Origin of the sequence: Rhizocola hellebori (assembly GCF_016862955.1) — a bacterium.
Taxonomy (GTDB): Bacteria; Actinomycetota; Actinomycetes; order Mycobacteriales; family Micromonosporaceae; genus Rhizocola; species Rhizocola hellebori.
Window position 1 is genome coordinate 16,948 of the sequence record NZ_BONY01000080.1, and the last position, 24,511, is coordinate 41,458.

Sequence of the window (24,511 nt, forward strand, 5' to 3'; positions counted from 1 at the left end):
GGACCCAATGACGCGTCGTCGTCGGCAGGTCCTGGCCGGAGCCATCAGCGGCGTGCTCGTCATCGCGGCCGCCGCGATAGCAATTACTCTGACCGGGACAGCACCACCCCAAGCCGCCATTCGCGGCGACGGCGAGATGCCGGCCGCGCTCTCGCTGCATCTGGAAAAACTGCGCCGGGCCGCTCCCGGCAGCCAAGGCATGGCACCTGAAGGACCGGGCTCGGCACAGGACGCGGCGCTTGCGGCACGTGTCTATCCCGGTGACACGCTGACCGTCGCGCAGGTGGAGGCCGCTACTTCGGCGGCGACCCGGGCGTTCAGCCGGCCCTTCCAGTCAGGTCACGGCAAGAAGGGCACCTGGGTCAATGTCGGGCCGAGCGAAGCGGTGTATCCGTTCGAGGAGCTTCGCGACGTCACCAACTATGTGCCCAACGAGTACGTGGCGGGCGGACGCACCACGTCGTTGGTGATCAGCAAGTTCTGCATCTCCGTGCTCTGCCCGGCCTGGATCACCCCGGCCGGTGGCGGCGTGTGGCGGACGTGGAACATCCGCAAGAACGAGCCGAAATGGGACTACCTCGGGGGCCCGTTCGGCAGCAACGCGGTCGGCGCGGTGAGCGTCGATCCCAACGACCCGACCGGTTTGACCATCTATGTCGGCACCGGCGAGGCGAACATCTGCGCCTCCGGATGTGTGCACGGCGTGGGCCTTTACAAGTCGACCAACGGCGGCGTCACCTGGACCGGTCCCATCGGCAAGCCCGAGCTGGGCGGCAAGGGGATCGGCAAGATCGCCGTGAAGCAGGGCGACCGCAACACCATCTACGTGGGCACCACCACCGCACTCGCGGGTATGAGCGCCACCTGTTGCGGCGGCATCGTTCGGCCCGTTCCAGACGCGGCGAAGTGGGGCCTCTACAAGACCACCAACGGCGGCGCGACGTGGACCTTCATCCACAATGGAGCCGTCAACGCCGCCGACTGCACCGGCAGCGCGGCCGAGTTCGCCAACGCCGCCGTGTGTTCCCCGCGCGGCGTGCGCCACCTCGAGCTTGACCCGGTGAACCAGGACATCGTCTACGCCTCCTCGTACGCCCGTGGTGTGTGGCGGTCCGGCGACGCCGGTGCCACCTGGACCCAGATCAAGGCCTCCATCAACCCGGCGCTGACGCAGAGCCGTCCGGCGTTCGACGTGACGAAGCTGCCGAACGGCAAGACCCGGATGTACGTCCACGAGGGCAACGCCGGCAGCCCGTATTCGCGGTTGTTCCGCAGCGACGACGTCGCCGGCGGCACACCCACGTTCACCGATCTGACCAGTGCCAACCCGGCCGACCCGGGTTTCGCCACCTTCAACCTGTGTGGCGGGCAGTGCTGGTACGACGTCTTCGTCACCACCCCCGACGGTCACCCCGACGTGGTCTACGCCGGTGGCTCGTACTCCTACGGCGAGCCGATCGCGAACAAGCGCGCCGTGATCCTGTCGCAGGACGCGGGCGTCACCGGCACCGACATGACCTTCGACGGCACCGACCCGGTTCACCCCAACGGTTTGCACCCCGACCAGCATGCGCTGGTCACCAACCCGGGTAACCCGATGCAGTTCTTCGAGTCCAGCGACGGTGGCGTGGTGCGGTCCAGCGGCCAGCTCGTCAACCGCTCCGGCTGGTGCGACGCGCAGTGGCGTGGCCTGACCGATCCGGTTGAGCTGGCGCGCTGCCGGCAGATGCTCTCGGCCATTCCGTCCAAGCTGGACAGTGTGAACAAGGGCCTCACCACGCTGCAGTTCACCAGCATTTCGGTCAGCCCGCACGACTCCAAGCTGCTGACCGGCGGCACGCAGGACAACGGCACGTGGGAATCGGTCAACACGAACAAGTGGAAGAACACGATGATCGGTGACGGCGGATACGCCGGGTTCGACATCGCGGACAAGAAGTTCCGCTACCACAACTTCTTCGATGCGACCACCGAGGTCAGTTTCAACAACGGCGCTCTGGACAGCTGGATCTCCACCTTCGACCCGATCTTCGGGCTCCCGGGGACCCAGTTCTACGCGCCGGTCATCAACGACCCGGTCGTGTCCAAGACGCTGTTCGCCGGAACCGGCTTCACGGTGCACCGCACCAAGACCGCCGGCATCGGCGACCGAACCCTGGCCGAGGCCAACCGGATCTGCAACAGCTTCACCGGCACCTTCGAAGCGCAATGCGGCGACTGGGTGGAGCTTGGCCCGAATCGTCTCACCAGCGCCTTCTGGGGCACCAGAACCGGTGGCGCGGTGGCCGCGATCGAGCGGGCCCGCAATGACACCTCGACAGCGTGGACGGCCACCACCACCGGCCGGGTCTTCGTGACGCGCAACGTCGATGCGGAACCGGCGACGGCGGTCTCCTTCGACCGGATCGACACCGATTTCGCGGGCGCTCCCAACAGGTTCGTCAGCGGTATCCACGTCGACCCGGCCAACGCCAACCGGGCCTGGATCTCCTACAGCGGGTTCAACTCGATCACTCCGGCCACGCCCGGTCACCTGTTCCAGGTGACCTACGATCCGGTGACCGGGAGCTCCAGCTGGGTGGACGTGTCCAACGACTTCGGTGACCTGCCGGCCACCGATGTGGCTCGCGACGACGTCACCGGCGACCTGTACGCGGGGACCGACTACGGCGTGCTGCGGCTCGCCGCCGGTACCACCACGTGGACAGAGGCCGCTGCCGGTATGCCGAACGTGGAGATCACGAGCCTGGTGATCCTCCCGGGCGAGCGGATCCTCTACGCCGGATCGCACGGCCTGGGCGCCTGGCGATTGAATTTCAAAGATTGATGGATAGCAGCGATATCGTGCGGGGTCGCTTCGGCGGCCCCGCACGTTCCGTGGGCGCCATCTTCGTCCTTTCCGTCTTCGCGCTTCCCTTGCTGCTGCTCGTTTCCGGCTCGTTTCACGAGCCGGGGCGGCCGCCGCCACCGACACCAGACCTTGTCCCGCAGCCGTTTTCGGCACGCGGGTACGAGCTGGCCTTCGCGTGGGGCGGCCTGTTTCGCGCCAGCCTGAACTCGCTGATCGTGGCGCTGGTGACGGTGCCGTTGAGCGTGCTGGTCGCGTCGGCGGCCGGGTTCGCGCTCACTCAGATCTCGGCGCGGGCGCGCTGGCTGGTGCTGGCCGGTTCGGTGGTGGGTCTTATGGTTCCGGCGGCTGCTCTGCTGGTACCCAGATTCGTGGTGTTCAAGGAATTGGGCCTTACCAACACCTTGGCGCCTTTGGTCGCCCCGGCCCTGGTCGGCACGTCGCCGCTCTATGTGCTCGCCTTCTACCTTGCGTTCCGCGCCCTGCCAAGGGATCTCTACGATGCGTGCCGGATAGAGGATCTCTCTGCGCTGCGCACCTGGTGGCGGGTGGCGATGCCGCTGGTGCGGCCGGTGACCGGCGCGGTGACCGCATTGACGTTCGTCTTGACGTGGTCCAACTTCTTGGATCCACTTGTGTACGTCTATGACCGTGATCTGTTTACGTTGCCCATCGCGTTGCGTTCGTTAGCCACCCTCGACCCCACCGATTTTCCCGTCTTCCTGGCCGGGGCGGTGCTGGCGACAGTGCCCGCGCTGGTCATCTATGCCATAGCCCAGCGGAGGTTCCTTCGATGAAGAGGTTGCTCACCGCGGCGGTTGCCGCATTGCTGCTCGCAAGCTGCAGCACCACCGGAACGGAAAGCCCCAAAGACAACGCGCCGGTGCAGCTGCTGGTCTTCGGCAGCCCCGACGAGCTCGCGGCCTACCGCACGCTCGTGTCCGCCTACAAGGGTGGGCAGGTGCAGCTGGTCGAGGCCGCTGACCGTAAAGATCTGATCACGAAGCTGTCCACGTCGATCGCGGGCGGCGCGCCCCAGGACCTGTTCCTGATGAACTACCGTTTCTACGGCCAATTCGCGGCCAAGAACGCGATCGAGCCGATCGACGATCAGCTCAAAAAGTCGACGGTCATCAAGGCCGCCGACTTCTATCCCGAGGCGATGAAGCCGTTCCAGTGGGCGGGCAAGCAGCTGTGCATGCCGCAGAACGTGTCGAGCTTGCAGGTCTATTACAACAAGGGCCTATTCACCAAGTTCGGTGTGGCGGCGCCGAAGCCGGGCTGGACGTGGACCGACATGCTCACCACGGCACAGGACATGACCCGCGACGCGGCCGGCCACGTGGTCAAGGCGACCGAGCCCGAAGCGGGAGCGACCCCGCCGGCCGTGCACGGCCTGGGGACGGAGTCGGTGATGATCCGGTTGGCTCCGTTCGTCTGGTCCAACGGCGGCCAGCTGGTGGACAACGACGCCAAGCCGACCCGGTTCACCTTCGACACCCCGGCCGCCCGGGAGGCGCTGAAGAACTTCATCGACCTGCGCCTGGGCTACGGCGTGATCCCGACCGACGATGAGGTCAAGGCGCAGGATCTGGTGGCGCGCTTCACCTCCGGCAAGCTGGCCATGCTGCTGGAGTCGCGCCGGATCACCCCGACGCTGCGGGCCGCCAAGGAACTCAGCTGGGACGTGGCGGCGCTGCCGACCTACAAGCAGCCCGGCGGCATTCTGCACTCGGACGCCTACTGCATCACCAAGGCTTCCAAGAACAAGGAATCGGCGTGGAAGTTCATGGAGTTCGCGATGAGCCCTGAGGGCCAGCGCATCATCGCCGCCACCGGGCGCACAGTGCCCTCACACATCGCCACCGCCAAATCGAATGCCTTCCTGGACGGCAACGCGCCGGCCCACGCCCAGATCTTCCTGGACGCGGTGCCCAGCCTGAAGGCCGTGCCCACGATCTCGACCTGGCCGGAGATCGAGGACATCACCGAGGGCATTTTGGAGAACGCCCTCTACCGCGGGGACAAGCTGGACGACGTCATCGCGGAGATCGACAAGCAGACCAAGCCGATCTTCGCCCGCGGCGAGGCTTCGTGACCGAAGGTGGTTCCGGGCTTCGCCTGGAGGATGTCCACGCCAGGCACGGCGTGCACGGAGTCGGCCTCCAGGTCGGGAGCGACGAGCTGCTGGCAGTGCTCGGGCCGTCCGGTGCGGGGAAGACCACCCTGCTCCGGACGGTCGCCGGGTTGGAGAGGGTGACCCGCGGGCGCATTTACATCGGTGACCGCGATGTCACCAATCTGCGGCCGGGTTTGCGCAACGTCTCCATGGTCTTTCAGAGCTATGCGCTGTTTGCCCATCTGAGCGTCGCGGAGAACATCGCCTTCGGGCTGATCGTCAAGGATGTCGCCAAGGCCGAGGTGAAGCGGCGTACCCTGCGGGCCGCGGATGCGATCGGTTGCGCCCATCTGCTGGACAGGCGGCCCGCTCAGCTTTCCGGTGGTGAACGGCAGCGGGTGGCGCTGGCCCGTGCGCTGGTAAGGGAACCGGACGTGTTCCTGCTCGACGAGCCAATGTCCAATTTGGACTTAGAGCTGCGGGTCGAGACGCGGGCCGAGATCAAGGCATTGCACGCGAGGGTGGGCGGCACCATGGTCCACGTGACTCATGACCAGACCGAGGCGCTGGTGCTCGGCGACCGGATAGCGGTGATGCGCGACGGGCTGGTGGAGCAGATCGGGACGCCGGAAGACATCTGGCGCACGCCACAGACCACGTTCGTGGCGCGTTTCGTCGGCTCCCCGGCGATGAACCTGCTGCCCGGCGACGGACCGCTGCGCCCGGCCGGGATCTACCCCGAACCGGCCTGGCTCATCGGCATCCGCCCCGAAGCGGTGGTGCTCGGCGGCGAGGGCGTCGATGGTCTCGTGGAACGGGTGGACGTGGTGGGTGAGGACGCCTACGTCTACGTCCGGGTCGGCGAGCATCTGGTGTGTGCCCGGGTTCCCTCGCGGGGCAAGCCATCCGGGCGGGTCACCGTTTCCGTGGCCGACGCCCACCTCTTCGACGCGGCGACGGGACGCCGGGTATGAGGCGCTCCGCCTGGTGGATGCTGGCGCCCTATCTGATCGGGTTGCTGGGCCTGGTGCTGATCCCGTTCGGCATCACCGTGGCGATGGCGCTGACCGAATACGATCTGATCAACCCGCCGGAATGGTTGGGGTGGGCCAACTTCCGCGAGCTGTGGCACGACGACGGCTTCCGTACCGCTCTGATGAACTCACTGGTTTTCGCGGCCATCGCCGTCCCGCTTCGGCTCGGCATCGCGCTCATGCTGGCGCTGCTGCTGCACCGGCGAGCCTTCATGGCGGGCTCGGCCCGCACCGCCGCCGCCCTGCCCACCGCCGTACCCGAGATCGCCTATGGCCTGTTGTGGCTGTGGTTGTTCAATCCTTCCTTCGGCCCGATCAATCAGGTGCTCGGGCCGTTGTTCAACAGGCTCGGAGTGCTCGCGCCGCGCTGGCTGACCATGCCGGCCGACGCCCGCGCCGCCATCATCCTGATGAGCCTGTTCACCATCGGCGAGATGTTCGTGATCCTGGTCGCGGCCAGGCAGGCCCTTCCCCGCGACGCCTACGAGCTGGCCGAAATCGAGGACGCCACGGGGTGGGACATCTTCCGGCGGGTCACGTTGCCGATGCTGGCGCCCGTACTCGGCGTGCTGCTCATCCGGGACACCATCATGAGCCTGCAGCTGTCGTTCACCCCGGCCCTCGTGGTGACCAAGGGCGGCCCGCCGCCCCACTCGACGACCTACCTGTCGCTTTTCGTCTACCGCAACGCTTTCGAGTACCTCCGCTACGGCTACGCCGCCGCCGCAACGGTCATCATGCTCGCCCTAACCATGCTCGCCGTGCTCATCCAGGCTGTGATTCTGGCTCGTGCCAGGCAAATGCGGAGATAGGCTGGCGGCGATGCCGTCCAGGATGTCGTGTTCGGAGACGATGACGTCGGGCTGCCCGGAAAGCTTCATGATGGTATGGAGGATGCGGGCGCCGGCGATGATGACGTCCACCCGGCCGGGGTGAATGACATTGAGCGCAGCGCGCGCGGCATGGTCCATAATGGACAGTTGCTCGGTCACCCGGGCCACCTCTTCCGCGGTGAGCACGCTGTGGTGGATGCGCTCCGAGTCATAGTCGGCCAGGCTTAGCGCGAGCGCCGCCACCGTGGTCACCGAACCGGCCAGGCCGACCAGGCGGGCCGACTTCACGCCCACCTCAAGTCCTTGCCGCACAGCGTTTTCGACGTCCGCATCGAGCGCCGCGAGCTGCGACGGGGTGGGCGGATCCGAGTGCACGTGCCGCTCGGTCATCCGCACGCACCCGATGTTGGTGCTGACGGCCGCGCTTACCCGGTCACCCGTGCCGCGGACGAATTCCGTTGAGCCACCACCGATGTCGACCACGACGTAGTCTGTTCCGCCGGGCAGGCCGGCGACCGCGCCCAGGAAGGACAGCTCGGCCTCCTCCCGGCCGCTGATGACCTCCGCCGGCTGGCCAAGCGTGCCGAGCACCATGCGCTGGAAATCGGCGGCGTTGGACGCATCCCGGCTCGCGCTCGTGGCCACCATGCGCACCTTTTCCGCCCCGTGCCCATCGATCAGCTCCCTGTACCCGGCGAGCGCGACCCGGGTGCGCTCGATGGCCTGCGGGTCGAGCCGGCCGGTGCGATCGACGCCCTGGCCCAGGCGCACGATGCGCATCTGCCGCACCAGGTCCTGGCCCCCGGCCGTGACGAGCAAACGGATCGAATTGGTGCCACAGTCGATGGCGGCCACGGGTGCCTCGGTCATTGATCCAACATAGCTCTGGAAGAATCGCAGGTCTGTCCCCCTCGACATAAAGGACGTCCGATATGTATGAGCCGCCGCAAGGCCAGCCGGAACCGCCGCAGGGACCTTTCCCGCCGCAGCCCGCCTACCCGCCGCAGCCGGCTTACCCGCAGCACACCTACCCGCCGCAGCCTGCGCCACCTCCGCCGTTCCAGCCTGGCCAGCCGCCCTACCCGCCGGCGCCACCTCCGCCGCCCAAGAAGGCGACCGGCAAGATCGTCGGGATCGTCATCGGCGTCCTGGTCGTTCTCCTGTGCTGCTGCGTTGTCGGCGTCATCGTCGCTCTGAACAGTGACTTCGGTAAGAACTTCCGCGAGGGGGTTACCGAGGAAATCAACAGCAGCCCGGAGAACGCGAAGGTGGGGGACTGTCTGACCAAGACCGTCAAGGAGGACGCCAGCGACGCCAAGGTCGTCGACTGCTCCAAGCCGGAAGCGGCGAACAAGGTCATCGGGATTATCCCCAACATCACCGAGGCGGAATTCGACGCCAACAACCAGACCATCTGCGATGACAAGTTCCCCGATTGGGAGAACGTGCTCTGGTTCGGCCGCGTCGGCGGCACCGGGAAGGTGCTCTGCGTCGCGCCGAAGGGCTAAACCCGCTAGGGTGTCCCGGTCTTCGTGAACCCACGCAGACGGCACACCCCTCACGGAGGAAGTTAAGAGTGAGCGAGCAGGAAGTAGCGCCGGCCGCCGCCCCTGAAAGCGCGCCTGAGCAACCGAAGAAGAAGAGCGCCATCGGCCGCATCATCGGATCGATCATCGTGATCGCGGTGATCGCCGGCGGCGGTCTCGCCTACAAGTACCTGACCGGGGACGTGACCATCGCCAAGGTGGGTGACTGCATCACCGAGACGGTGAAGCCAGACGCCAGCGATGCGAAGGTGGTCGACTGCTCGAAGCCGGAGGCAAAGAACAAGGTCATCGGCATCGTCGAGAACGTCCCCCAGGCTGACATGGACGACGCGGATAAGGCTCAGCTCATCTGCGACAAGTTCCCCACCTGGGAAAACGTGATCTGGTACGGCAAGGACAACGGCAAGGGCCAAGCCTGGTGCCTGGAGAAGGCCAAGTAAACCGGGTTAGGTGATCAGGCGGCGTGGCCTTCGCCACGCCGCCTTTGTCTTCCCCGATCCGGGTCAATGTGGTTGGCTACCCGGAACACATCACTGTGCGACCAGCCAATGACGACTGACCGCGAGGAGGACGAGCCGTGGGTGAGCTCGTAACTTTTGCCAGCAACGGCGGCACCAGCCAGGGATACCTGGCGTTGCCGAGCGACGGAGCCGGTCCCGGCGTGATCGTCATTCAGGAGTGGTGGGGCCTCGTGCCCCACATCAAAAGCGTGACCGAGCGCTTCGCGGCGGCCGGTTTCGTGGCCCTGGCGCCCGATCTGTTCCACGGCGTGCACACCACCGAGCCCGATGATGCCAACCGGCTCATGATGGGGCTGGCCATGCCGCAGGCGGCCAAAGACATCGCGGGCGCGGCCGAGTTCCTCGGCCAGCACGAGGCCACCCAGACCAGCAAGGGCAAGATCGGCGTGGTCGGCTTCTGCATGGGCGGCAGCCTCGCCCTCTGGTCAGCCACGTTCAGCCCGCGCATCACCACCGCGGTCGGCTTCTACCCGGCGATTCCGTGGGAGAAGATGGATCCGAGCTGGGGTAATTACGACAGCAAAATCGCGATGATCCACTGCTCGGAGGAGGACGGCACCTCCAGCGCCCCCGGCATCCAGCAGGCCATGAACTCCATTGCCGACGCCGGCGGCAAGTGCGTCGTGCACGACTACCCCGGCACGAGCCACGCGTTCTTCAACGACGACCGCCCCGAGGTCTACGACGAGGGTGCCAGCCGTTCCAGCTGGGCCCGTACCCTTGAGGTATTCCGAACCACGCTGTGACCGAGCAGGCGCTGGCCCGGCTCGACGAGGAGATCTCGCGGTGCCGGGCCTGCCCGCGTCTGGTCGCGTGGCGGGAGGAAGTCGCGGCCGTCAAGCGTGCCGCCTTTCGGGACGAGGACTACTGGGGCCGCCCGGTGCCGGGTTTCGGTGAGCCAGACGCGCGCATTCTCATCCTCGGCCTCGCCCCGGCCGCGCACGGCGGAAACCGGACCGGCCGCATCTTCACCGGCGACCGCAGCGGCGACGTCCTCTTCTCCGCCCTGCACCGGGCCGGGCTCGCCAATCAAGCCGAAAGCGTCTCGGTGGACGACGGCCTGCGACTGCACGACGTGCGGATAGCGGCATCGGTGCGCTGCGCGCCGCCGGACAACAAGCCAACACCGGCCGAACGCGACACCTGCGCGCCCTGGCTGCTGCGCGAGGTCTCGCTGATTAAGCCCACCCTGCGGGTCGTGGTGGCCCTGGGCGCATTCGCCTGGGCGGCATATTGGCCTCTCCTCTCATCTGGGTACGGAGTAAAGCCCCCCAAGCCCCGCCCGTCCTTCGGGCACGGCGCGGTTTGGCGCTCGCCGACAGCGCCAACCCTGATCGGCTCGTACCACGTCAGTCAGCAGAACACCTTTACCGGAAGGCTTACGCCGGGCATGCTCGACGAGATCTTCGCGCTCGCGAAGACCGAGGTGAAAACCTAGCGGGCGTCGCCAGCTGGAAACAGCGGCGAGTCTGCGAGGATGGTGCGCGGGTTTAGCGGAAGGGTTCGATGGCTGTGATGCGCCGGTGGTGGCCGTTGCTGGGTGTCGCCGCGCTGCTGGCCGCCGCGGGGATAGCCGCATCGATGACGAGCTTCGGACTGTCCAAGATAGAGCTTCCCGGTTCCAACGAGGGCCCCGCCGCCGCCACCCGGTCGCCGAGCCCGCCGCCGCCGACCCGTGATCCGGCGCCGAGCCAGGCCACCGGGCTTGAGGTGCCGCATTGGATGCTGTGGGCGTTTCTGGCGCTGGTGACCATCGTCGTGGTCGTGGTGGTCGCCTACTTCATGCGCCAGCTCGCCGGCACCGGCTCACGCTTCCGCCGCAGGCGGTTGCCGCGCCAGGACAATGTGCCGCCGCGCAACATCGCGGCCGAGGTGGTCGCCGCGGTCGAGGCCGGGCTGCTGGAGCTCGATGAGTCCGACACCGACCCGCGCCGCGCGGTCATCGCCTGCTGGGTGCGCCTGGAACGCGCGGCGGCCGCCGCGGGCACCCCGCGCGAGCCGGGTGACACCTCGACCGACCTGGTGCTGCGGCTGCTGGGGAGCCACCGGTTGAGCGAGCACGTGCTGACCGCCTTCGCGGATCTGTATAGGCAGGCCCGGTACGCGGCCCGGCATGATGTTGACGTGACAATGCACGACCAGGCGAGGTCCGCCCTGACCCGGCTCCGTGGCGAGCTGCGGTCCGAGGCGGTGGCGCATGAGTCTTGACGATCTGCTCGGTTCGGCCGACCGCTCGGCGGAGCCGGTCACGCCCAAGCGGCAGCGGCCACGGGCGCTCATGCTGCTCCTGCAAGCCGCCGCGCTGGTGCTGGTGGTCTTCTACGGCTTGCGCCTGATGGAGCGCACCGCACCGTTCCTCGCGCTCGTGGCGGGCGCGCTGACCATCGTGTTCGGGTTCGACATGGTCAAGGCGCTGCGGCCACCGCCGCCCGGGCGTCAGGCGGGCCGTTTTCACGAGGAGAAGCCGACGGTGCCGGACGGGCTCAACTCGGCGATCAGCCGCTGGGACGTCATGCTTGACTGGTGCAGCACCGACGTCTCCCGGTTCAACCGGCGGGTGCTGCCAAGGCTGGGCGAGCTGGTCGACGAGCGGCTTCGCCAGAAACACGGCATCACCCGGGCCGCCGATCCGGAAGCGGCGCGCCAGATTCTCGGCGACACGCTGTGGGGTTTTGTCACCATGCCCTCGCGCCGTCCACCCAACCCCCGCGATCTCGACCAGATAGTTACCGCGTTGGAGAAGCTATGACCATGGATGTCAAGGAGATCGGCCGGCTGTCCGCCCGAGTGCTCGACCGGGTGGGCACGGTGGTGGTGGGTAAGCGATCCGCCCTCGAGCTGGTGCTCGCCGGCATCCTCGCGGGCGGGCACGTGTTGCTGGAAGACCTGCCGGGGTTGGGAAAGACGCTGACCGCGCGTTCCTTCGCCCAGGCGCTCGGGCTCGACTTCCGGCGGCTTCAGTTCACGCCCGATCTGTTGCCCGCGGACGTGACCGGGTCGTTCCTTTACGACCAGCGCACGCACGACTTCACCTTCCGGGCCGGGCCCATCTTCACCAACTTCCTGCTGGCGGACGAGATCAACCGCACGCCACCGAAGACACAGGCCGCCCTGCTGGAGGCGATGCAGGAGAAGCAGGTCTCCGTGGAGGGGGTCACCTATCGGCTCGACCCGCCGTTTCACGTGCTGGCCACGGCCAACCCGATCGAGTACGAGGGCACGTATCCGTTGCCCGAGGCGCAACTGGACCGCTTCCTGCTCCGGGTCTCCTTCGGCTATCCCGATCCGGAGGAGGAGCTTTCCGTGTTGAGCCGCCGGATGGAGCGCAAGCGCGAGGAGTCCGAGCTCGATGCGGTGGTCGATGCGCAAACGTTGCTGCGCATGCAGGCCGGGCTCGAGGAGATCGAGGTCGAGGAGTCCATCGGCCGCTACCTGGTCGCGCTGACCGCCGCCACCAGAGAGCACCACGCCGTTCTGGTGGGCGCTTCACCGCGTGGATCGCTTGCGCTGCTTCTGCTTTCACGCGCCCGCGCGGCCATGGCCGGGCGTGACTACGTCATTCCCGAGGACGTCAAGCAGGTGGCCCAGCCCGCGCTGGCCCACCGCATCACGCTGCGCCCGGAGATGTGGCTCAAGCGGGTGGACCCGGCGAGCGTCGTCAACGACGTCCTGGCGGCCACGCCCGCGCCGATGAGCGGTGCGGTGCCCTATCAGCAGCGGTCCGCCGCGCAGCTCGACGAGTTGGAGTTCCACCGCTGATGGCGCTGAGACCAGCCGCCCCGCCACCGGACGAGCCGGAGCAGGCCTACGAGGAAGAGCTGTGGGTGCCCACCCGTGCGCTCGGCCGCGCTGTGCTGCTGACCGGTCTGCTCGTGCTGGCCTCGGTGCTGCTGGGCCGGGCCGATCTGGTGGTGCTGGCTATACCGCTGGCGCTGGGGGTCGGGTTCGGGATGATGCGCCGCCCGCGGGCGATGCCGGGGCTGCGACTGTCCACAGTGGAGACATTCCCGGTGGAGGGCGGCAACCTGGGCGCCACCATCGAGGTGGAGAACAGGGACAGCGTCGGCTACGACCTGGCGGTGCTGCGCCTGCAGCATTCCCGCTGGCTTCAGCTGGAGGACGGGGACCGCCCGCACGTCACCCCGGTGCCGCGCGGAGTCGCTGCGGCCGTGGAGTTCTCGGGCCCGGCCGTGCGGTGGGGCCGGCTGACGCTGGGGCCCGCCTCCGCGGTACTGGTGGGCGCCGACGGTCTGCTGACAACCCGAGCCGTGGTCACCGGCGCGCTCGGGGTGAAGGTCTATCCGGTCACCGAGGCGTTCGAGGCCGACGAGGCCATGCCGCGGGCCGCCGGTCTGGTCGGCCAGCACCGCTCGCGCCGTCCGGGCGAGGGCGGCGAGCTGGCCGGGGTACGCCAGTTCGCGCCCGGGGATCGCTTGCGCCGCATAGATTGGCGCGTGTCTCTGCGTACGGAGAGGCTCCATGTCGCGGCCACGCTGTCGGACCGTGACGCGGAAGTGGTGCTCCTGCTCGACCTGCTCGCCGATGCCGGGCGCTCCGAGGGGATCTACGGCTCGGCCTCGGTGCTCGACCGCACGGTGAGGGCCAGCGCCGCGATCGCCGAGCACTATCTGCACCTGGGCGACCGCGTCTCGCTCATCGAATACGGCTCGTCGGCCCGCCGGCTCCGCCCGGCCAGCGGCCGTCGCCAATACCTGACTGTGCTCGAATGGCTGCTCGACGCCCATCCGGTGCCGGCCGCCCAGGAGCGCGGCGGTGCTCAGCTCGCCGCGGGCATCTCGGCGGACGCGCTCGTGGTCGTGTTGACCCCGTTGCTTGATGTCCGCTCGGCGGGCATGCTGGCCGGTCTGGTGAGGGCCGGGCGTTTCGTGGTGGCCGTGGACACGATGCCGTCCGGGCTGGCCGTGCCTCAGGCTGGCACCTGGACGGGGCTGGCCCACCGCCTGTGGCGGCTGGAGCGGGAGAACACCATCGGCCAGCTCGCCGAGCACGGGGTACCGGTAGTGGCCTGGGCGGGCGCGGGCAGCCTGGACACCGTGCTGCGGGATGTCTCCCGGTTGGCCTCAGCGCCAAAGGTGGGTGCCCGCCGATGATGAAAGCCATGCGCCGCTTGGCCCGAACGGCTCCCGGGCCGCTGGCCGTGCGCGGGATCGTCTTCTTCGCCGCCGCGGCCGGGATTTGGATCGCGGCGCCCACCGCCTTTGTCTCGCTTCGGTTCCTGCTGCCGATACTGATCAGCGCCGCTATGCCCGCCCTGCTGCCCAACAGCCGAGTGGTCGGCGCGACCATGGTTTTCATAGTCGGGCTATGGATGGTGGCGACGCTGGCTTTCGGCGAGCCGGCCACGCCCGGGCGCACTTTCCTAGCCGCCTGCGCGCTCTACCTCACCCATTCCGCGGCCACGCTGGCGGCGATGCTTCCGCATGACGCCATTGTGGACAATCAGGTGATCATTCGCTGGGCGGGCCGGACAGCGATGGTGATCGGCAGCTCCGGAGTCGTCACCATCGTGGTGGTCGTGGCGGCCCCCGGCCTTACCCCGACGACCTCGATTTTCGCTCTACTCGGTGGGCTCGCTGTCGTGGTCGGCTTGGTTGCTGTTCTGGCCAGAAGTGCGGGAATACGCCGCCGCTGAGGTGGATGTGAGCCCGGTCGCTGTTGCGGATCACAGGCTAATGAAATGAATCGCACACGCAGACTTCGGTAGTTTGAAGGCGTGACACCAAACCGGATTTTGGTGGTGGGCGCAGGCCATGTCGGCCTGTATGTCGCCCTTCGGCTGTCCCGCAAGCTTCGTCCGGGTGAGGCCGAGGTCCTAGTGGTTGATCCGCAGCCACATATGACCTATCAGCCCTTCCTGCCCGAAGCTGCCGCGGGAAACATCTCTCCGCGGCACACGGTCGTGCCGCTTCGCCGCGAGCTTCGCAAGAGCCGGGTGCTCTCCGGCGAGGTGACCAAGATCGAGCATGAGCGCAAGGTGGCGACGGTGCAGCCCGTCGTCGGCCCGGCCCGCGAGATCCCCTACGACCACATCGTGGTCGCGCCCGGCAGCATCTCCCGCACCCTGCCGATCCCCGGCCTGGCCGAGCACGCGGTCGGTTTCAAAACCATCGGCGAGGCCATCTTCCTGCGCAACCATGTCCTCGAGCGGCTCGACATCGCCGCTACGACCACCGACGCCGCCACGCGTAAGCGGGCGCTCTCCTTCGTCGTGGTCGGCGCCGGCTACGCCGGGGTGGAGGCGCTCGGCGAGATGGAGGACATGGCTCGCGACGCGCTGCGCTACTACCCCGAGCTCAAGCCGGCAGACATGCATTGGGTGCTGGTGGAGGCGACCCATCGGGTGCTGCCCGAGGTGGGCCAGGAGATGGGCGCCTATACCGTCGAGCAGCTGCTCAAGCGCAACATCGATGTGCGCCTGGGCACCCGGCTGGATTCCTGTGTGGACGGTGTCGTCAAGCTCTCCGACGGCGAGCAGTTCGCCGCGGACACCATCGTGTGGACGGCCGGGGTCAAACCGCACCCGCTGCTCGCTTCCACCGATCTGCCGCGCAACAACCGTGGCGCGCTGACCTGTGAACCCACCCTGCGGGTGGTCGGCGAGGACGGCTCGATCGTGGTCGGCGCCTGGAGCGCGGGCGACTGCGCGGCGGTGCCCGATCTGACCGCTGCCGCGGGCACGATGTGCTCTCCAAGCGCTCAGCACGCGGTGCGCCAGGCCACGCTGCTGGCCGACAACATCGTGGCCAGCCTGCGGGGTAAGGGCATCAAGGAGTACAGGCACAAGCATGTCGGCTCGGTGGCCAGCCTCGGGCTGCACAAGGGCGTGGCCCTGCTCTACGGCGTGAAGGTGAAGGGCCTGATCGCCTGGTTCCTGCACCGCAGCTATCACCTGAGCCGCATCCCGTCGCTCAACCGCAAGGTACGCGTCGTCATCGACTGGACCCTGGCGCTGTTCTTCAAGCGGGAAGTGGTCTCGCTGGGCCAGCTGCAGGAGCCGTTCGAGCCGATGCGCGACGCGACCAATTCCAGAAATTAGCGCGAGATAGGCCAGATCACCGCATCGGCCACCGGCCTACCCGGTCCGAGCAGCGCTTCCACCGTGGTGCGCAGCTCGGCCGCGTAGGGGTGGGCGGTGAGCACCACGCAGGAAGCACCCCAGCGGGCCAGGTCGGCGCGGGCCTGTGCCCGCATCTGGTCGGTGACCGCCGACGGATCACTCCCGTCGGGCAGCTTGCCGGTCTTGGCCACGGCCGCCAGCGTCGCCGAGGTGGGCAGCTTGTAGGTGCCCACGGTGGCGCTGCCGCCCCGCCCATAGGGCCCGATGAAGAAGCCCTCCGGCATGCTGAAGGCGGCGTCCGCCGCGGTGGCGAAGCGCATCGGGCCCGGCTCGTGCGGGGTGGCCGGCGGCACCGGCACGATCACATCACCGTCCGAGGCGCATTCGCGCCAATGGCCCTCGGTGTAGAAGACGGGCACGCCGACCCGGTCAGTGGTGGGCAGCGGGGTCGGCAGCAGCGGCAGCAAAGCGGCCACGATGAATGCAGGAACGCCGAACCGCACGTAATTCTCGGAGTCGCGCGACGCCTGGTCCCAAGCGATTGCCAGCAGGATGGCGATCAGCGGAATCATCGCCAGCGCGAAGCGCATGGGAAGCGCGCCATCAATGACCGGTACCCCCTTGAAAAAGAGGTATGGACCGGAAAACGTGGTGCGTTCGCGCTCGATGACAATCTTCGGGCCGAGCGAGAGCAGCGCCATGACGATGGTGGCCGCGACACAGGCCACCGCGATCGCGTTTCTGCGCAGCCAGAACCCGAGCGCGAGCACCAACAGCACCAGCGGCCAGCCGAAGAAGGTGTTGTACTCGGCCGCGCCCGTGCTCAGCCTGGCGTTCTCGGGCGTTCCAGCGATCGACAGCGGGGAGTAGGCAACGAAGCTGGCCACATCGGCGCTGAAGTAGTCGGGGCTGAAGACCCCGTTCGGCACCGACTGCGGCCCGTTGAACTGCGTCCACAGTGGATAGATGAGCAGCGGGACGGCGACGCTCACCGCCATCACCACGCCCGCGGCGAAACGCCCAATCTGGGACAACGGAGGCCGTTCCCAGATGATGTACACCACGGTCATGACGACCAGGCTGAACGCGACGAGCAGCAGGGTCTCCTCGCCGATGAACACCTGTACCACCACCAGCAGGCCGAACAGGGCCGACGCCCCGGCCAGCCGCCACGCCCGGCGGCGATCGGCGGCCGAGCGCATCATGGTGATGACACACCAGATCATCAACGGCACCAGCCACTGGGCGGTGATGTGCAGGTGGCTGTTTGACTGCGACACCATGCCCGGCGCGAACCCGCAGAAGGCGGCGGCCACGGCCGAGGCCGGGCGGGACAGTCTCATTACCTTCACCATCAGCAGGTACCAGCCGACGGCCGTCGCGGCCAGGTTGACCAGCATGATCAAGGCGAAGGTCGTCGGCGCGCCGAACAGGAAAGTCACTGGGGCGAAGATCACACCGAGCCCGACGGTCGCGGCGTTGGTCAGCATGTTGATGCCGTCCGGCGCGTTGAGCCGGTCGGTGACGAGCGAAAAGTCGCCCAGCCAGACCCGGCTCGCGTAGCTCAGAAACCACTCGACGAGCGTCTGATCGGCCACGTTGAGCCCAAGCGTCCGAGTGTCCGGATTACGCCAAAGCCCCGCGGTCAGCCACCATGCCAGCAAAACGTAGGAAAGACAGACAAGCACGTCAGCCCTCCAGCGTGAAGGGCTCGTTGGTGGGTTCTCCACGGGCATCTCTTCCCGCTCCAGTGCTGGCTCCGTCGATGTGCTTGTCACCCGCATGACCTTAAAGGGTCCGTCCGTATGGCGCTGGAAGCAAGGTACTGCGAACCGCTAACGTGGATCCGCCAGCGCAAAGTCCGGGTGGTGGAATGGCAGACACCGTCGACTTAAAATCGACTGCCGCAAGGCGTGCGGGTTCGAGTCCCGCCCCGGGCACCAGAATTTGTTGCTGACGACCCGTAAGATCCGCCTCGGAGCAGTGCCCGACGCGGAGGTTGAAGTGAGCGGGAAAGATGAAGCGCTGGCGATTCCCGCGGTCGTCGGCAACCCGGCGCCTGCAGCCGAGCCGCAGGGGCGTCTCCCGCGCTGGCTGCTGGAGCACAGGGTGCATCCGGTCGGGCCGGAGACCGACGAGGGCCATGCCAAGCCACACTCGTGGTGGAAGGTGATGTGCCTGACCGGGGTCGACTACTTCTCGACGCTGGCCTATCTGCCCGCCATCGCCGCGCTCGCGGCCGGTGTCCTTTCCCCGCTGGCGACGCTGCTGATTGTGGCGCTGACCCTGCTCGGCATGCTGCCGATGTACCGGCGGGTGGCCCGGGAGAGCCCGCACGGGCAGGGCTCGGTGGCGATGCTGGAAGACCTGCTGCCGTTCTGGCGCGGCAAGGTGTTCGTGTTGGTATTGCTCGGATTCGTGGCCACCTCGTGGATCATCACGATCACGCTTTCGGCGGCGGACGCTTCCGTACACGTGCTGGAGAATCCTTTCTTCCCAAGCTTCCTGCACGGGCACGCGGTCGCCTTGACGGTCGCGTTGCTGCTCGTGCTGGGCGGGGTGTTCATGCTCGGGTTCAGCGAGGCGGTGGGGGTGGCGATCCCGCTGGTGGCTGTCTTCCTGGCGCTCAACGCGGTCGTCGTGGTGGTGGGCCTGGTGGAGGTCGTCTCCACGCCCGGCGCCTGGTCCGGCTGGGTGGACGCGCTGACTTCGGGCCGGGACGGGTTCGGCAGCCTGCTCGGGCCGGCCATCCTGGCCTTCCCGGCGCTGGTGCTCGGGTTGTCCGGCTTTGAGACCGGCGTGAGCATGATGCCGCTGGTCGCCGCCGAGGGCAAGCAGGCCAAAGAGCGGCTGGCCTCCCGCATTCGCAACACCCGCAAGCTGCTGACCACGGCCGCGCTGATCATGTCGGTGTACCTGATCGCCACCAGCATCGTCACCGTCGTGCTGATCCCCCAGGACAAGTTCGCCGCGGGCGGTCCCGCCAACGGCCGCGCGCTGGCGTATCTGGCCCACGAGTACCTCGGCGAGGGATTCGGCACGGTCTATGACATCTCGACCATTCTCATCCTGTGGTTCGCCGGGGCGTCGGCGATGGCGGGTCTGATCAATATTGTGCCGCGCTATCTGCCGTCCTACGGCATGGCGCCCGAGTGGGGCCGCGCCGTCCGTCCAGTGGTGATTGTCTATACCGTCATCAGTGTGATCATCACGATCGCCTTCGGTGCCGACGTCAATGCCCAGGCTGGGGCCTACGCCACCGGAATCCTCGCGATGATGGTCTCGGGCGCGGTCGCGGTGACGATTTCGGCCGCCCGCTACCGGCAGCGAGCCGCCACCGCCGGCTTCGCCGTGCTGACGCTGGTGCTGCTGTATGCGCTCGCTGAGAACATCATCGAGAAGCCCGACGGGATAGCCATCTCGGCCATGTTCATCCTCGGCATCGTGGTGGTGTCGCTCGTTTCCCGCATCTCGCGGACCACCGAGCTGCGCGTCGAGCGGATCGAGTTCGATCAGCGCGCCCGCCGGTACGTGACCGACTCGATCGAATACGACGGCGCGCTGAACCTGATCGCCAACCGCCGCCAGGCCGGCGACGTGAAGGAATACGCCGCCAAGGAGCGCGAGCAGCGGGGCATGAACCCGGTCCCGGGCCGGGCCGACATCCTGTTCCTGGAGATCGATATTGCCGACCCGTCGACGTTCAGCGATGTGCTGCGGGTCAGGGGCGTCGAGGTCGACGGCTACCGGATCTTGCGGGCGGACAGTCCGGCAGCTCCGAACGCGATCGCGGCCATCCTGCTCGCGCTTCGCGACGCGAGCGGAGTCCGGCCGCGTTGCTACTTCGAATGGTCCGAAGGTTCACCGCTGCTGCACCTGTTCCGGTACCTGATACTCGGCCGAGGGGACACCCCGCCGGTGGTCCGCGAGATCCTGCGCAAGGTGGAGCGCGACCCTTCGCGCCGACCGGGCATCCACGTTGGTGGTTAGCCGGTTGAGTGTGGCCGTCGCGGAGCCGTACGGTGAACTCATGGGCGAGGACGAAAGGCAGTCGGGCGATCCCCTGACACTGGCTGCCGCCATCGAACAAGCGCCTTACATCGTCCTCGTCTGCGAGGGGCCGCAGCTGCGGATGGTGGGCGCCAATGCGACCACCCGCGCGCTGCTGACCAACTGGGGTTTGGACCGCCCGCTGCGTGAGGGGCTCGCCGATCTCCTTGGCCAGCAATGGTTTGACATCTACGAACAGGTCTACACCACCGGGGAGCCGGTGGCCGGGCGGGAGTGGCGGGTGCACCTCGACGGCCCCGACGGCTCCGTGCACGAGATGTTCGCGAATTTCACCATCAGTCCCTGGCACAACCTCGATGGCAGCATCCGCGGCGTGATCGGCCTCGGCAGCGACGTCACCGAATCGGTGATGGCCCGCCGCACAGCCGAGTTACGGGCGACCCGGGCCGAAGAGCGGGAAGCGCATTCGGTCGCGACCATCGATGCATTGCAGCGCGCCTTGCTGCCCAACGCCCTGCCCGTACCGGCCGGAGCGCAGATCGCCGCGAGCTATCTGCTCGCCGACGGCGACGCGGGCGCCGGCGGGGACTGGTTCGACGCCGTCGTGCTCGACGACACCAAGGTCGCCCTGGTGCTCGGCGATGTGGTGGGGCACGGCATCGCCGCCACCGCCGTGATGGGACAGCTGCGGGCCGTGCTGCAGGATCGGCTCGATGACGGGGCCGGAATCGTGGGCGCGCTCAGGGCTGTGGACAGGCTGGCCGGCCGCCTGCCCGGGGCCATGGCGGCCACCGTCTGTGTGGCCGTGCTCAACACCCTCACCGGCGAGCTCACCTATTGCACCGCCGGGCATCCGCCGCCGCTGCTGCTGCGCGCCGGGGAGGCCGGCCGTTACCTGCTGCCGACCGGGGCTGGTCCACTCGGGACGGGTTCGGCTTTCCCCACCGCGTACGCCCGGCTCGAAGTCGGGGACATGCTCCTGCTCTACAGCGACGGCATCGTGGACCGGCCGGGCCGGCCGATGGCCACCGCCACCGTTGAGCTGGCACAGGTGGCGACCGACATCGCCGCCGGACGCGCCTTCCGCGGCCCGGTCACCTCGGCGGCGGAGAAGGTTTGCTCGGAGACCGTTGAGCTGCTGGTACGCGGCACCGGCTTCGCCGACGACATCACCCTGCTGACCGTGCAACGGGTGCCGCTGACCGCGCCGCTTGCGCTCAGGTTGCCGGCCGAGGTGAACAGCGCGGCCTCCTGCCGTGCCGTGGTGCGGGAATGGCTGGCCGGCATCGGCGTCGACCGGCGCGACATGTCCTGTCTGTTGCACTCGGTGGGGGAGCTGGTCGCCAACGCGATCGAGCATGCGTATTCGGACGTGGTGGGGACGGTCTCGGTACAGGCGAGCCACCTCGGCGGGCACGTCGAGTTCAGCGTTTCCGACGACGGCCGGTGGCGGGAGCATCCGTCCAACCCCGACCGGGGCCGCGGGCTGGCCATAGCCGCCGAGCTGGTCGACGAGGTGCACGTGCAGCGCACGGTCGCGGGGACGGTCGGGGTGGTGCGCCACCGGCTGACCCGTCCGGCCATGCTGCTGGCCGACTCTCCCACGGCGATCATTGTTCCTCCGGTGGCGGGCCCACCGATCGACGAGCCCATGCTGGTCCTCAGCCAGCCGGTGGCCGCGGGCACGGTCGGGGTACACGGCCCGGTGGATTCGATGACCGCGCCTCAGCTGGCGATGGAGCTCGGCCATCGTTCCCATGGCGGGACAAGGCCGCTGACCGTCGACCTGACCGGCGTGACCCACTTCGCCAGCGCGGGCGTGTCCGTGCTCTATCAGGCCCTCGCCCGGCATGCCAAGCACGGCACCACCCTGACCATTGACGCCGCGCCGGGCAGCGTCGCGCAGCACATCCTGGCGTTGACCGCGATCGGGTTGGTGCAGGGCAGGCCCGCGACGAGGCCGCTTCTGTAGCCGTTCCTGCTTATTGGAGGTCGTGCTAGCTGGACGGATATGGGTACCCTGTGCGCGTGAAGAGTTCGAATCCTGTGCTCGGACGCATTGGCGCCGCAGCTCAACAGCCCGCTTATTCAGTGCCGGGTGGTCCGGCAGTCGACTATGACTACCAGGGGAGCCCGGTCCAGGTCGGCACCCGCGACGTCATGACCATCGACGACGTTGTCGTCAAGACGGTGACGTTGCTCGGAGCCGCCGTCGTGAGCGCGGCCGCGACCTGGATGCTCGTGCCGGACACGGCGATTTACCCAACGTGGATTGCCGCAATGCTGGTCGGGCTCGTCCTCGGTCTGATCATCTCCTTCGCCCAGGTCACCAACCCGGTCGTCCTCATCGGATACGCGCTGGTCGAGGGGGTCTTCCTCGGTGCCGTGAGCAAGGTCTACGAGTCCCGGTGGGAAGGCATCGTGCTGCAGGCCGTCATCGGCACGCTCGGTGTGTTCCTGCTGATGTCGATTCTCTACAAGTCACGGATCATCAGGGCCACCCCGACGTTCATGAAGGTGGTCATCGCCCTAGCCGGCGGCCTGGGCATCATCATGCTGGTGAACTTCCTGATCTATACGTTCACCGGCAACATCACGCCGTTGCGCGACGGTAGTCCGATCGCGATCGGGTTCAGCGTCATCTGCATTACCGTAGCGGCCCTCATGTTGGTGGTCAGCTTCAAGCAGATCGAAGACGGCGTGCACGCCGGCTTGCCGCGCAAGTACGGGTGGCTTGGCGCGTTTGGCATCCTTGTCGAGCTAGTCTGGCTGTACCTGGAGATCCTGCGTCTGATCAGCTACTTCTCTGAGGATTAACTCGCGCTTTGCCGATCGCCGTTTCCGGGTAGCAACTTGGAAACGGCGATCGGCGCATCTAGGGGGTAACGCATGGACGACCTGCGGCAGGTGACCCAAATTCTGCTGAACCAGGTGTCGCATTGGACGCAGGCCCGCTGGGGGAACCGAGGCGAGGCGCTACATCAAGCGCTGCAACGCATTGCCGGGCCCGAGCACACGCTTCCTCGCCTGTCCGATCTGGTCCTGCCCGATCAGCTGCGGGTCGTGGTCTCCGACCTGTTGGAGAGCAACGCCGGCCCGGCCGAAGTCAGCCGGGCCGTCGAGGAACTCACCGAGATAAGAGGGGCGCTCAGAGCCTCTCAATAATCATCGCCATGCCCTGGCCGCCGCCAACGCACATGGTTTCCAGGCCGATACTCTTGTCGTGCCACTGCAACGAGTTGATGAGGGTTCCGGTGATCCGCGCCCCGGTCATCCCGAACGGATGGCCAATCGCGATCGCCCCGCCGTTGACGTTCAGCTTCTCCAGCGGGATCCCCAGCTGCTGATATGACGGGATAACCTGTGCCGCAAAGGCTTCGTTGATTTCGGCCAGATCGATGTCGCCAATGCTCATCCCGGCTCGCTTGAGCGCTTGGCGGGAGGCTTCCACCGGCCCGATTCCCATAATCTCCGGGCTCATCGCGGTCACGCCGGTCGAGATAATCCGCGCCAGCGGCTTGATGCCCAGCTCCCGCGCCTTCGTGTCACTCATGATGATGACCGCCGCGGCGCCATCGTTGAGCGGGCAACAGTTTCCGGCCGTAATCCGGCCATCCGGCCGGAACACCGGCTTGAGCGCCGCGGTAGCCTCCAGCGTGACACCGGCCCGCGGGCCGTCGTCCTGGGCCACCACATTGCCGTTGGGCAGCGTCACCGGCGTGATCTCACGGGCCCAGAAGCCGTCTTTAATGGCTTTCTCGGCCAGATTCTGCGACCTCACGCCGAACTCGTCCATCTCCTGTTTGGAGATGTCGCACTTCTGCGCCAGGTTCTCCGCGGTCTGACCCATGGCCATGTAAACGTCTGGCAGGTCACCGTTTTCCCGCGGGTCCGTCCACAATGGAGCATTCTCCGCGCTGCGTTCCTTGGTACGCTGCGTCGCCGCGTCAAACTTCGGATTGCGCCAGCTGCCACCCACCGCCGCAGCGGCCTCCGGCGGCAGCCCGTCGGAGTTGCCCCGCGCATAGCGCGAAACCATCTCAACACCGGCCGAGACGAAGATGTCGCCCTCACCGGCTTTGATGGCGTGGAAGGCCATTCTCGTGGTCTGCAACGACGAGGCGCAGTAGCGCGTCAACGTCGCACCCGGCAGGCTGTCCAGACCAAGCAGGGTGGCCACCACCCGCCCCATGTTGAAACCCTGCTCACCGCCGGGCAGCCCGCACCCCAGGTAGAGATCGTCAATCAGCCCCGGGTCGAGCTGAGGCACCTTGTCCAGCGCGGCTCGAACAATGGTGGCAGCGAGGTCGTCGGCCCGCAGCTCGGTAAGCGAGCCTTTCCCGGCCCGCCCAATCGGCGATCTGGCAGCGGCGACGATGACAGCATCAGTCATAACGCTCACATTACCTACGGGTAACCCACCGCGCGCTGTGGAGTTTTCCACAAGCTCCTTCTCCAAGCCGCATTCTCGACGCCGCTTTCTCTACGTCGCCTTCTCTACGTCGCCTTCTCTGCGTCGC

Annotated in this window: 22 protein-coding genes and 1 tRNA gene; 20 read left to right on the forward strand and 3 right to left on the reverse strand. The window is 67.4% G+C overall.

The window, feature by feature from the left end; all coding sequences use genetic code 11:
* Window positions 1-7: 7 nt before the first annotated feature.
* The 5 genes from Rhe02_RS39735 to Rhe02_RS39755 are packed head-to-tail and all read left to right on the forward strand — an operon-like array spanning window position 8 to window position 6,813.
* Window positions 8-2,827 (forward strand): WD40/YVTN/BNR-like repeat-containing protein, encoded by a 2,820-nt coding sequence (locus tag Rhe02_RS39735; RefSeq protein ID WP_203913667.1) that lies wholly within the window; start codon window positions 8-10, stop codon window positions 2,825-2,827.
* Entirely contained in the window at window positions 2,827-3,645 is an 819-nt protein-coding gene (locus Rhe02_RS39740) for a carbohydrate ABC transporter permease (RefSeq protein WP_203913668.1), read from the forward strand. The genes Rhe02_RS39735 and Rhe02_RS39740 overlap by 1 nt, the downstream gene beginning before the upstream one ends.
* Window positions 3,642-4,946: an ABC transporter substrate-binding protein gene (locus tag Rhe02_RS39745; RefSeq protein WP_203913669.1), complete on the forward strand. Its 1,305-nt coding sequence runs from the start codon at window positions 3,642-3,644 to the stop codon at window positions 4,944-4,946. The genes Rhe02_RS39740 and Rhe02_RS39745 overlap by 4 nt, the downstream gene beginning before the upstream one ends.
* The gene (locus tag Rhe02_RS39750; protein ID WP_203913670.1) at window positions 4,943-5,941 is read left to right on the forward strand and encodes an ABC transporter ATP-binding protein; all 999 of its coding nucleotides are present in this window, start codon (window positions 4,943-4,945) and stop codon (window positions 5,939-5,941) included. The genes Rhe02_RS39745 and Rhe02_RS39750 overlap by 4 nt, the downstream gene beginning before the upstream one ends.
* A 17-nt stretch (window positions 5,942-5,958) precedes the next feature.
* Window positions 5,959-6,813: a carbohydrate ABC transporter permease gene (locus Rhe02_RS39755; protein ID WP_203913684.1), complete on the forward strand. Its 855-nt coding sequence runs from the start codon at window positions 5,959-5,961 to the stop codon at window positions 6,811-6,813.
* Here Rhe02_RS39755 and Rhe02_RS39760 read toward each other — a convergent pair.
* Window positions 6,748-7,689, reverse strand: coding sequence for a Ppx/GppA phosphatase family protein (locus Rhe02_RS39760; RefSeq protein ID WP_373320777.1), 942 nt, complete (start codon window positions 7,687-7,689; stop codon window positions 6,748-6,750). The two genes, Rhe02_RS39755 and Rhe02_RS39760, sit on opposite strands and share 66 nt — an antisense overlap.
* Window positions 7,690-7,766: 77 nt before the next feature.
* Here Rhe02_RS39760 and Rhe02_RS39765 point away from each other — a divergent pair, with 77 nt between their 5' ends.
* From Rhe02_RS39765 to Rhe02_RS39810, 10 genes are all read left to right on the forward strand, one after another.
* A complete protein-coding gene (locus Rhe02_RS39765; protein ID WP_203913672.1) occupies window positions 7,767-8,342 on the forward strand; it encodes an LppU/SCO3897 family protein in 576 nt (191 codons plus the stop codon).
* 68 nt (window positions 8,343-8,410) lie between these two features.
* A complete protein-coding gene (locus Rhe02_RS39770; RefSeq protein WP_203913673.1) occupies window positions 8,411-8,821 on the forward strand; it encodes an LppU/SCO3897 family protein in 411 nt (136 codons plus the stop codon).
* Between the two features lie 137 nt (window positions 8,822-8,958).
* Window positions 8,959-9,648, forward strand: a complete 690-nt coding sequence (locus tag Rhe02_RS39775) for a dienelactone hydrolase family protein (protein ID WP_203913674.1) — start codon at window positions 8,959-8,961, stop codon at window positions 9,646-9,648.
* Window positions 9,645-10,340 (forward strand): uracil-DNA glycosylase, encoded by a 696-nt coding sequence (locus Rhe02_RS39780; RefSeq protein ID WP_239124348.1) that lies wholly within the window; start codon window positions 9,645-9,647, stop codon window positions 10,338-10,340. Before Rhe02_RS39775 ends, Rhe02_RS39780 begins: the two co-directional genes overlap by 4 nt.
* Before the next feature lie 68 nt (window positions 10,341-10,408).
* On the forward strand, window positions 10,409-11,110 hold the full coding sequence (locus Rhe02_RS39785) for a DUF4129 domain-containing protein (RefSeq protein ID WP_203913675.1): 702 nt from the start codon (window positions 10,409-10,411) through the stop codon (window positions 11,108-11,110).
* Entirely contained in the window at window positions 11,100-11,651 is a 552-nt protein-coding gene (locus Rhe02_RS39790) for a hypothetical protein (protein WP_203913676.1), read from the forward strand. Before Rhe02_RS39785 ends, Rhe02_RS39790 begins: the two co-directional genes overlap by 11 nt.
* A gap of 2 nt (window positions 11,652-11,653) precedes the next feature.
* Window positions 11,654-12,661, forward strand: a complete 1,008-nt coding sequence (locus Rhe02_RS39795; protein ID WP_203913686.1) for an AAA family ATPase — start codon at window positions 11,654-11,656, stop codon at window positions 12,659-12,661.
* 5 nt (window positions 12,662-12,666) lie between these two features.
* Window positions 12,667-14,013 carry a DUF58 domain-containing protein gene (locus Rhe02_RS39800; protein WP_373320778.1) on the forward strand — a complete coding sequence of 449 codons (1,347 nt, stop codon included), beginning with the start codon at window positions 12,667-12,669 and terminating at the stop codon, window positions 14,011-14,013.
* Window positions 14,010-14,555: a hypothetical protein gene (locus tag Rhe02_RS39805; RefSeq protein WP_203913678.1), complete on the forward strand. Its 546-nt coding sequence runs from the start codon at window positions 14,010-14,012 to the stop codon at window positions 14,553-14,555. The genes Rhe02_RS39800 and Rhe02_RS39805 overlap by 4 nt, the downstream gene beginning before the upstream one ends.
* An 81-nt stretch (window positions 14,556-14,636) precedes the next feature.
* Window positions 14,637-15,959: an NAD(P)/FAD-dependent oxidoreductase gene (locus Rhe02_RS39810; protein ID WP_203913679.1), complete on the forward strand. Its 1,323-nt coding sequence runs from the start codon at window positions 14,637-14,639 to the stop codon at window positions 15,957-15,959.
* Here the strand turns inward: Rhe02_RS39810 and Rhe02_RS39815 are convergent.
* Entirely contained in the window at window positions 15,956-17,764 is a 1,809-nt protein-coding gene (locus tag Rhe02_RS39815) for a DUF6311 domain-containing protein (RefSeq protein WP_373320775.1), read from the reverse strand. The genes Rhe02_RS39810 and Rhe02_RS39815 overlap by 4 nt on opposite strands.
* Before the next feature lie 75 nt (window positions 17,765-17,839).
* On the opposite strand from Rhe02_RS39815, the gene Rhe02_RS39820 reads away from it, so the two are divergent.
* From Rhe02_RS39820 to Rhe02_RS39840, 5 genes are all read left to right on the forward strand, one after another.
* A tRNA-Leu gene (locus Rhe02_RS39820) sits at window positions 17,840-17,923 on the forward strand.
* Window positions 17,924-17,984: 61 nt separating this feature from the next.
* Entirely contained in the window at window positions 17,985-19,970 is a 1,986-nt protein-coding gene (locus Rhe02_RS39825) for an APC family permease (protein ID WP_373320776.1), read from the forward strand.
* Window positions 19,971-20,010: 40 nt separating this feature from the next.
* Complete coding sequence (locus tag Rhe02_RS39830; RefSeq protein WP_203913680.1) at window positions 20,011-21,963, forward strand: SpoIIE family protein phosphatase; 1,953 nt, start codon at window positions 20,011-20,013, stop codon at window positions 21,961-21,963.
* 56 nt (window positions 21,964-22,019) lie between these two features.
* Window positions 22,020-22,808, forward strand: coding sequence for a Bax inhibitor-1/YccA family protein (locus Rhe02_RS39835; protein WP_203913681.1), 789 nt, complete (start codon window positions 22,020-22,022; stop codon window positions 22,806-22,808).
* Window positions 22,809-22,880: 72 nt separating this feature from the next.
* Window positions 22,881-23,156: a hypothetical protein gene (locus Rhe02_RS39840; protein ID WP_203913682.1), complete on the forward strand. Its 276-nt coding sequence runs from the start codon at window positions 22,881-22,883 to the stop codon at window positions 23,154-23,156.
* Here the strand turns inward: Rhe02_RS39840 and Rhe02_RS39845 are convergent.
* Window positions 23,140-24,384 carry an acetyl-CoA C-acetyltransferase gene (locus tag Rhe02_RS39845; RefSeq protein ID WP_203913683.1) on the reverse strand — a complete coding sequence of 415 codons (1,245 nt, stop codon included), beginning with the start codon at window positions 24,382-24,384 and terminating at the stop codon, window positions 23,140-23,142. The two genes, Rhe02_RS39840 and Rhe02_RS39845, sit on opposite strands and share 17 nt — an antisense overlap.
* Window positions 24,385-24,511 lie beyond the last annotated feature (127 nt).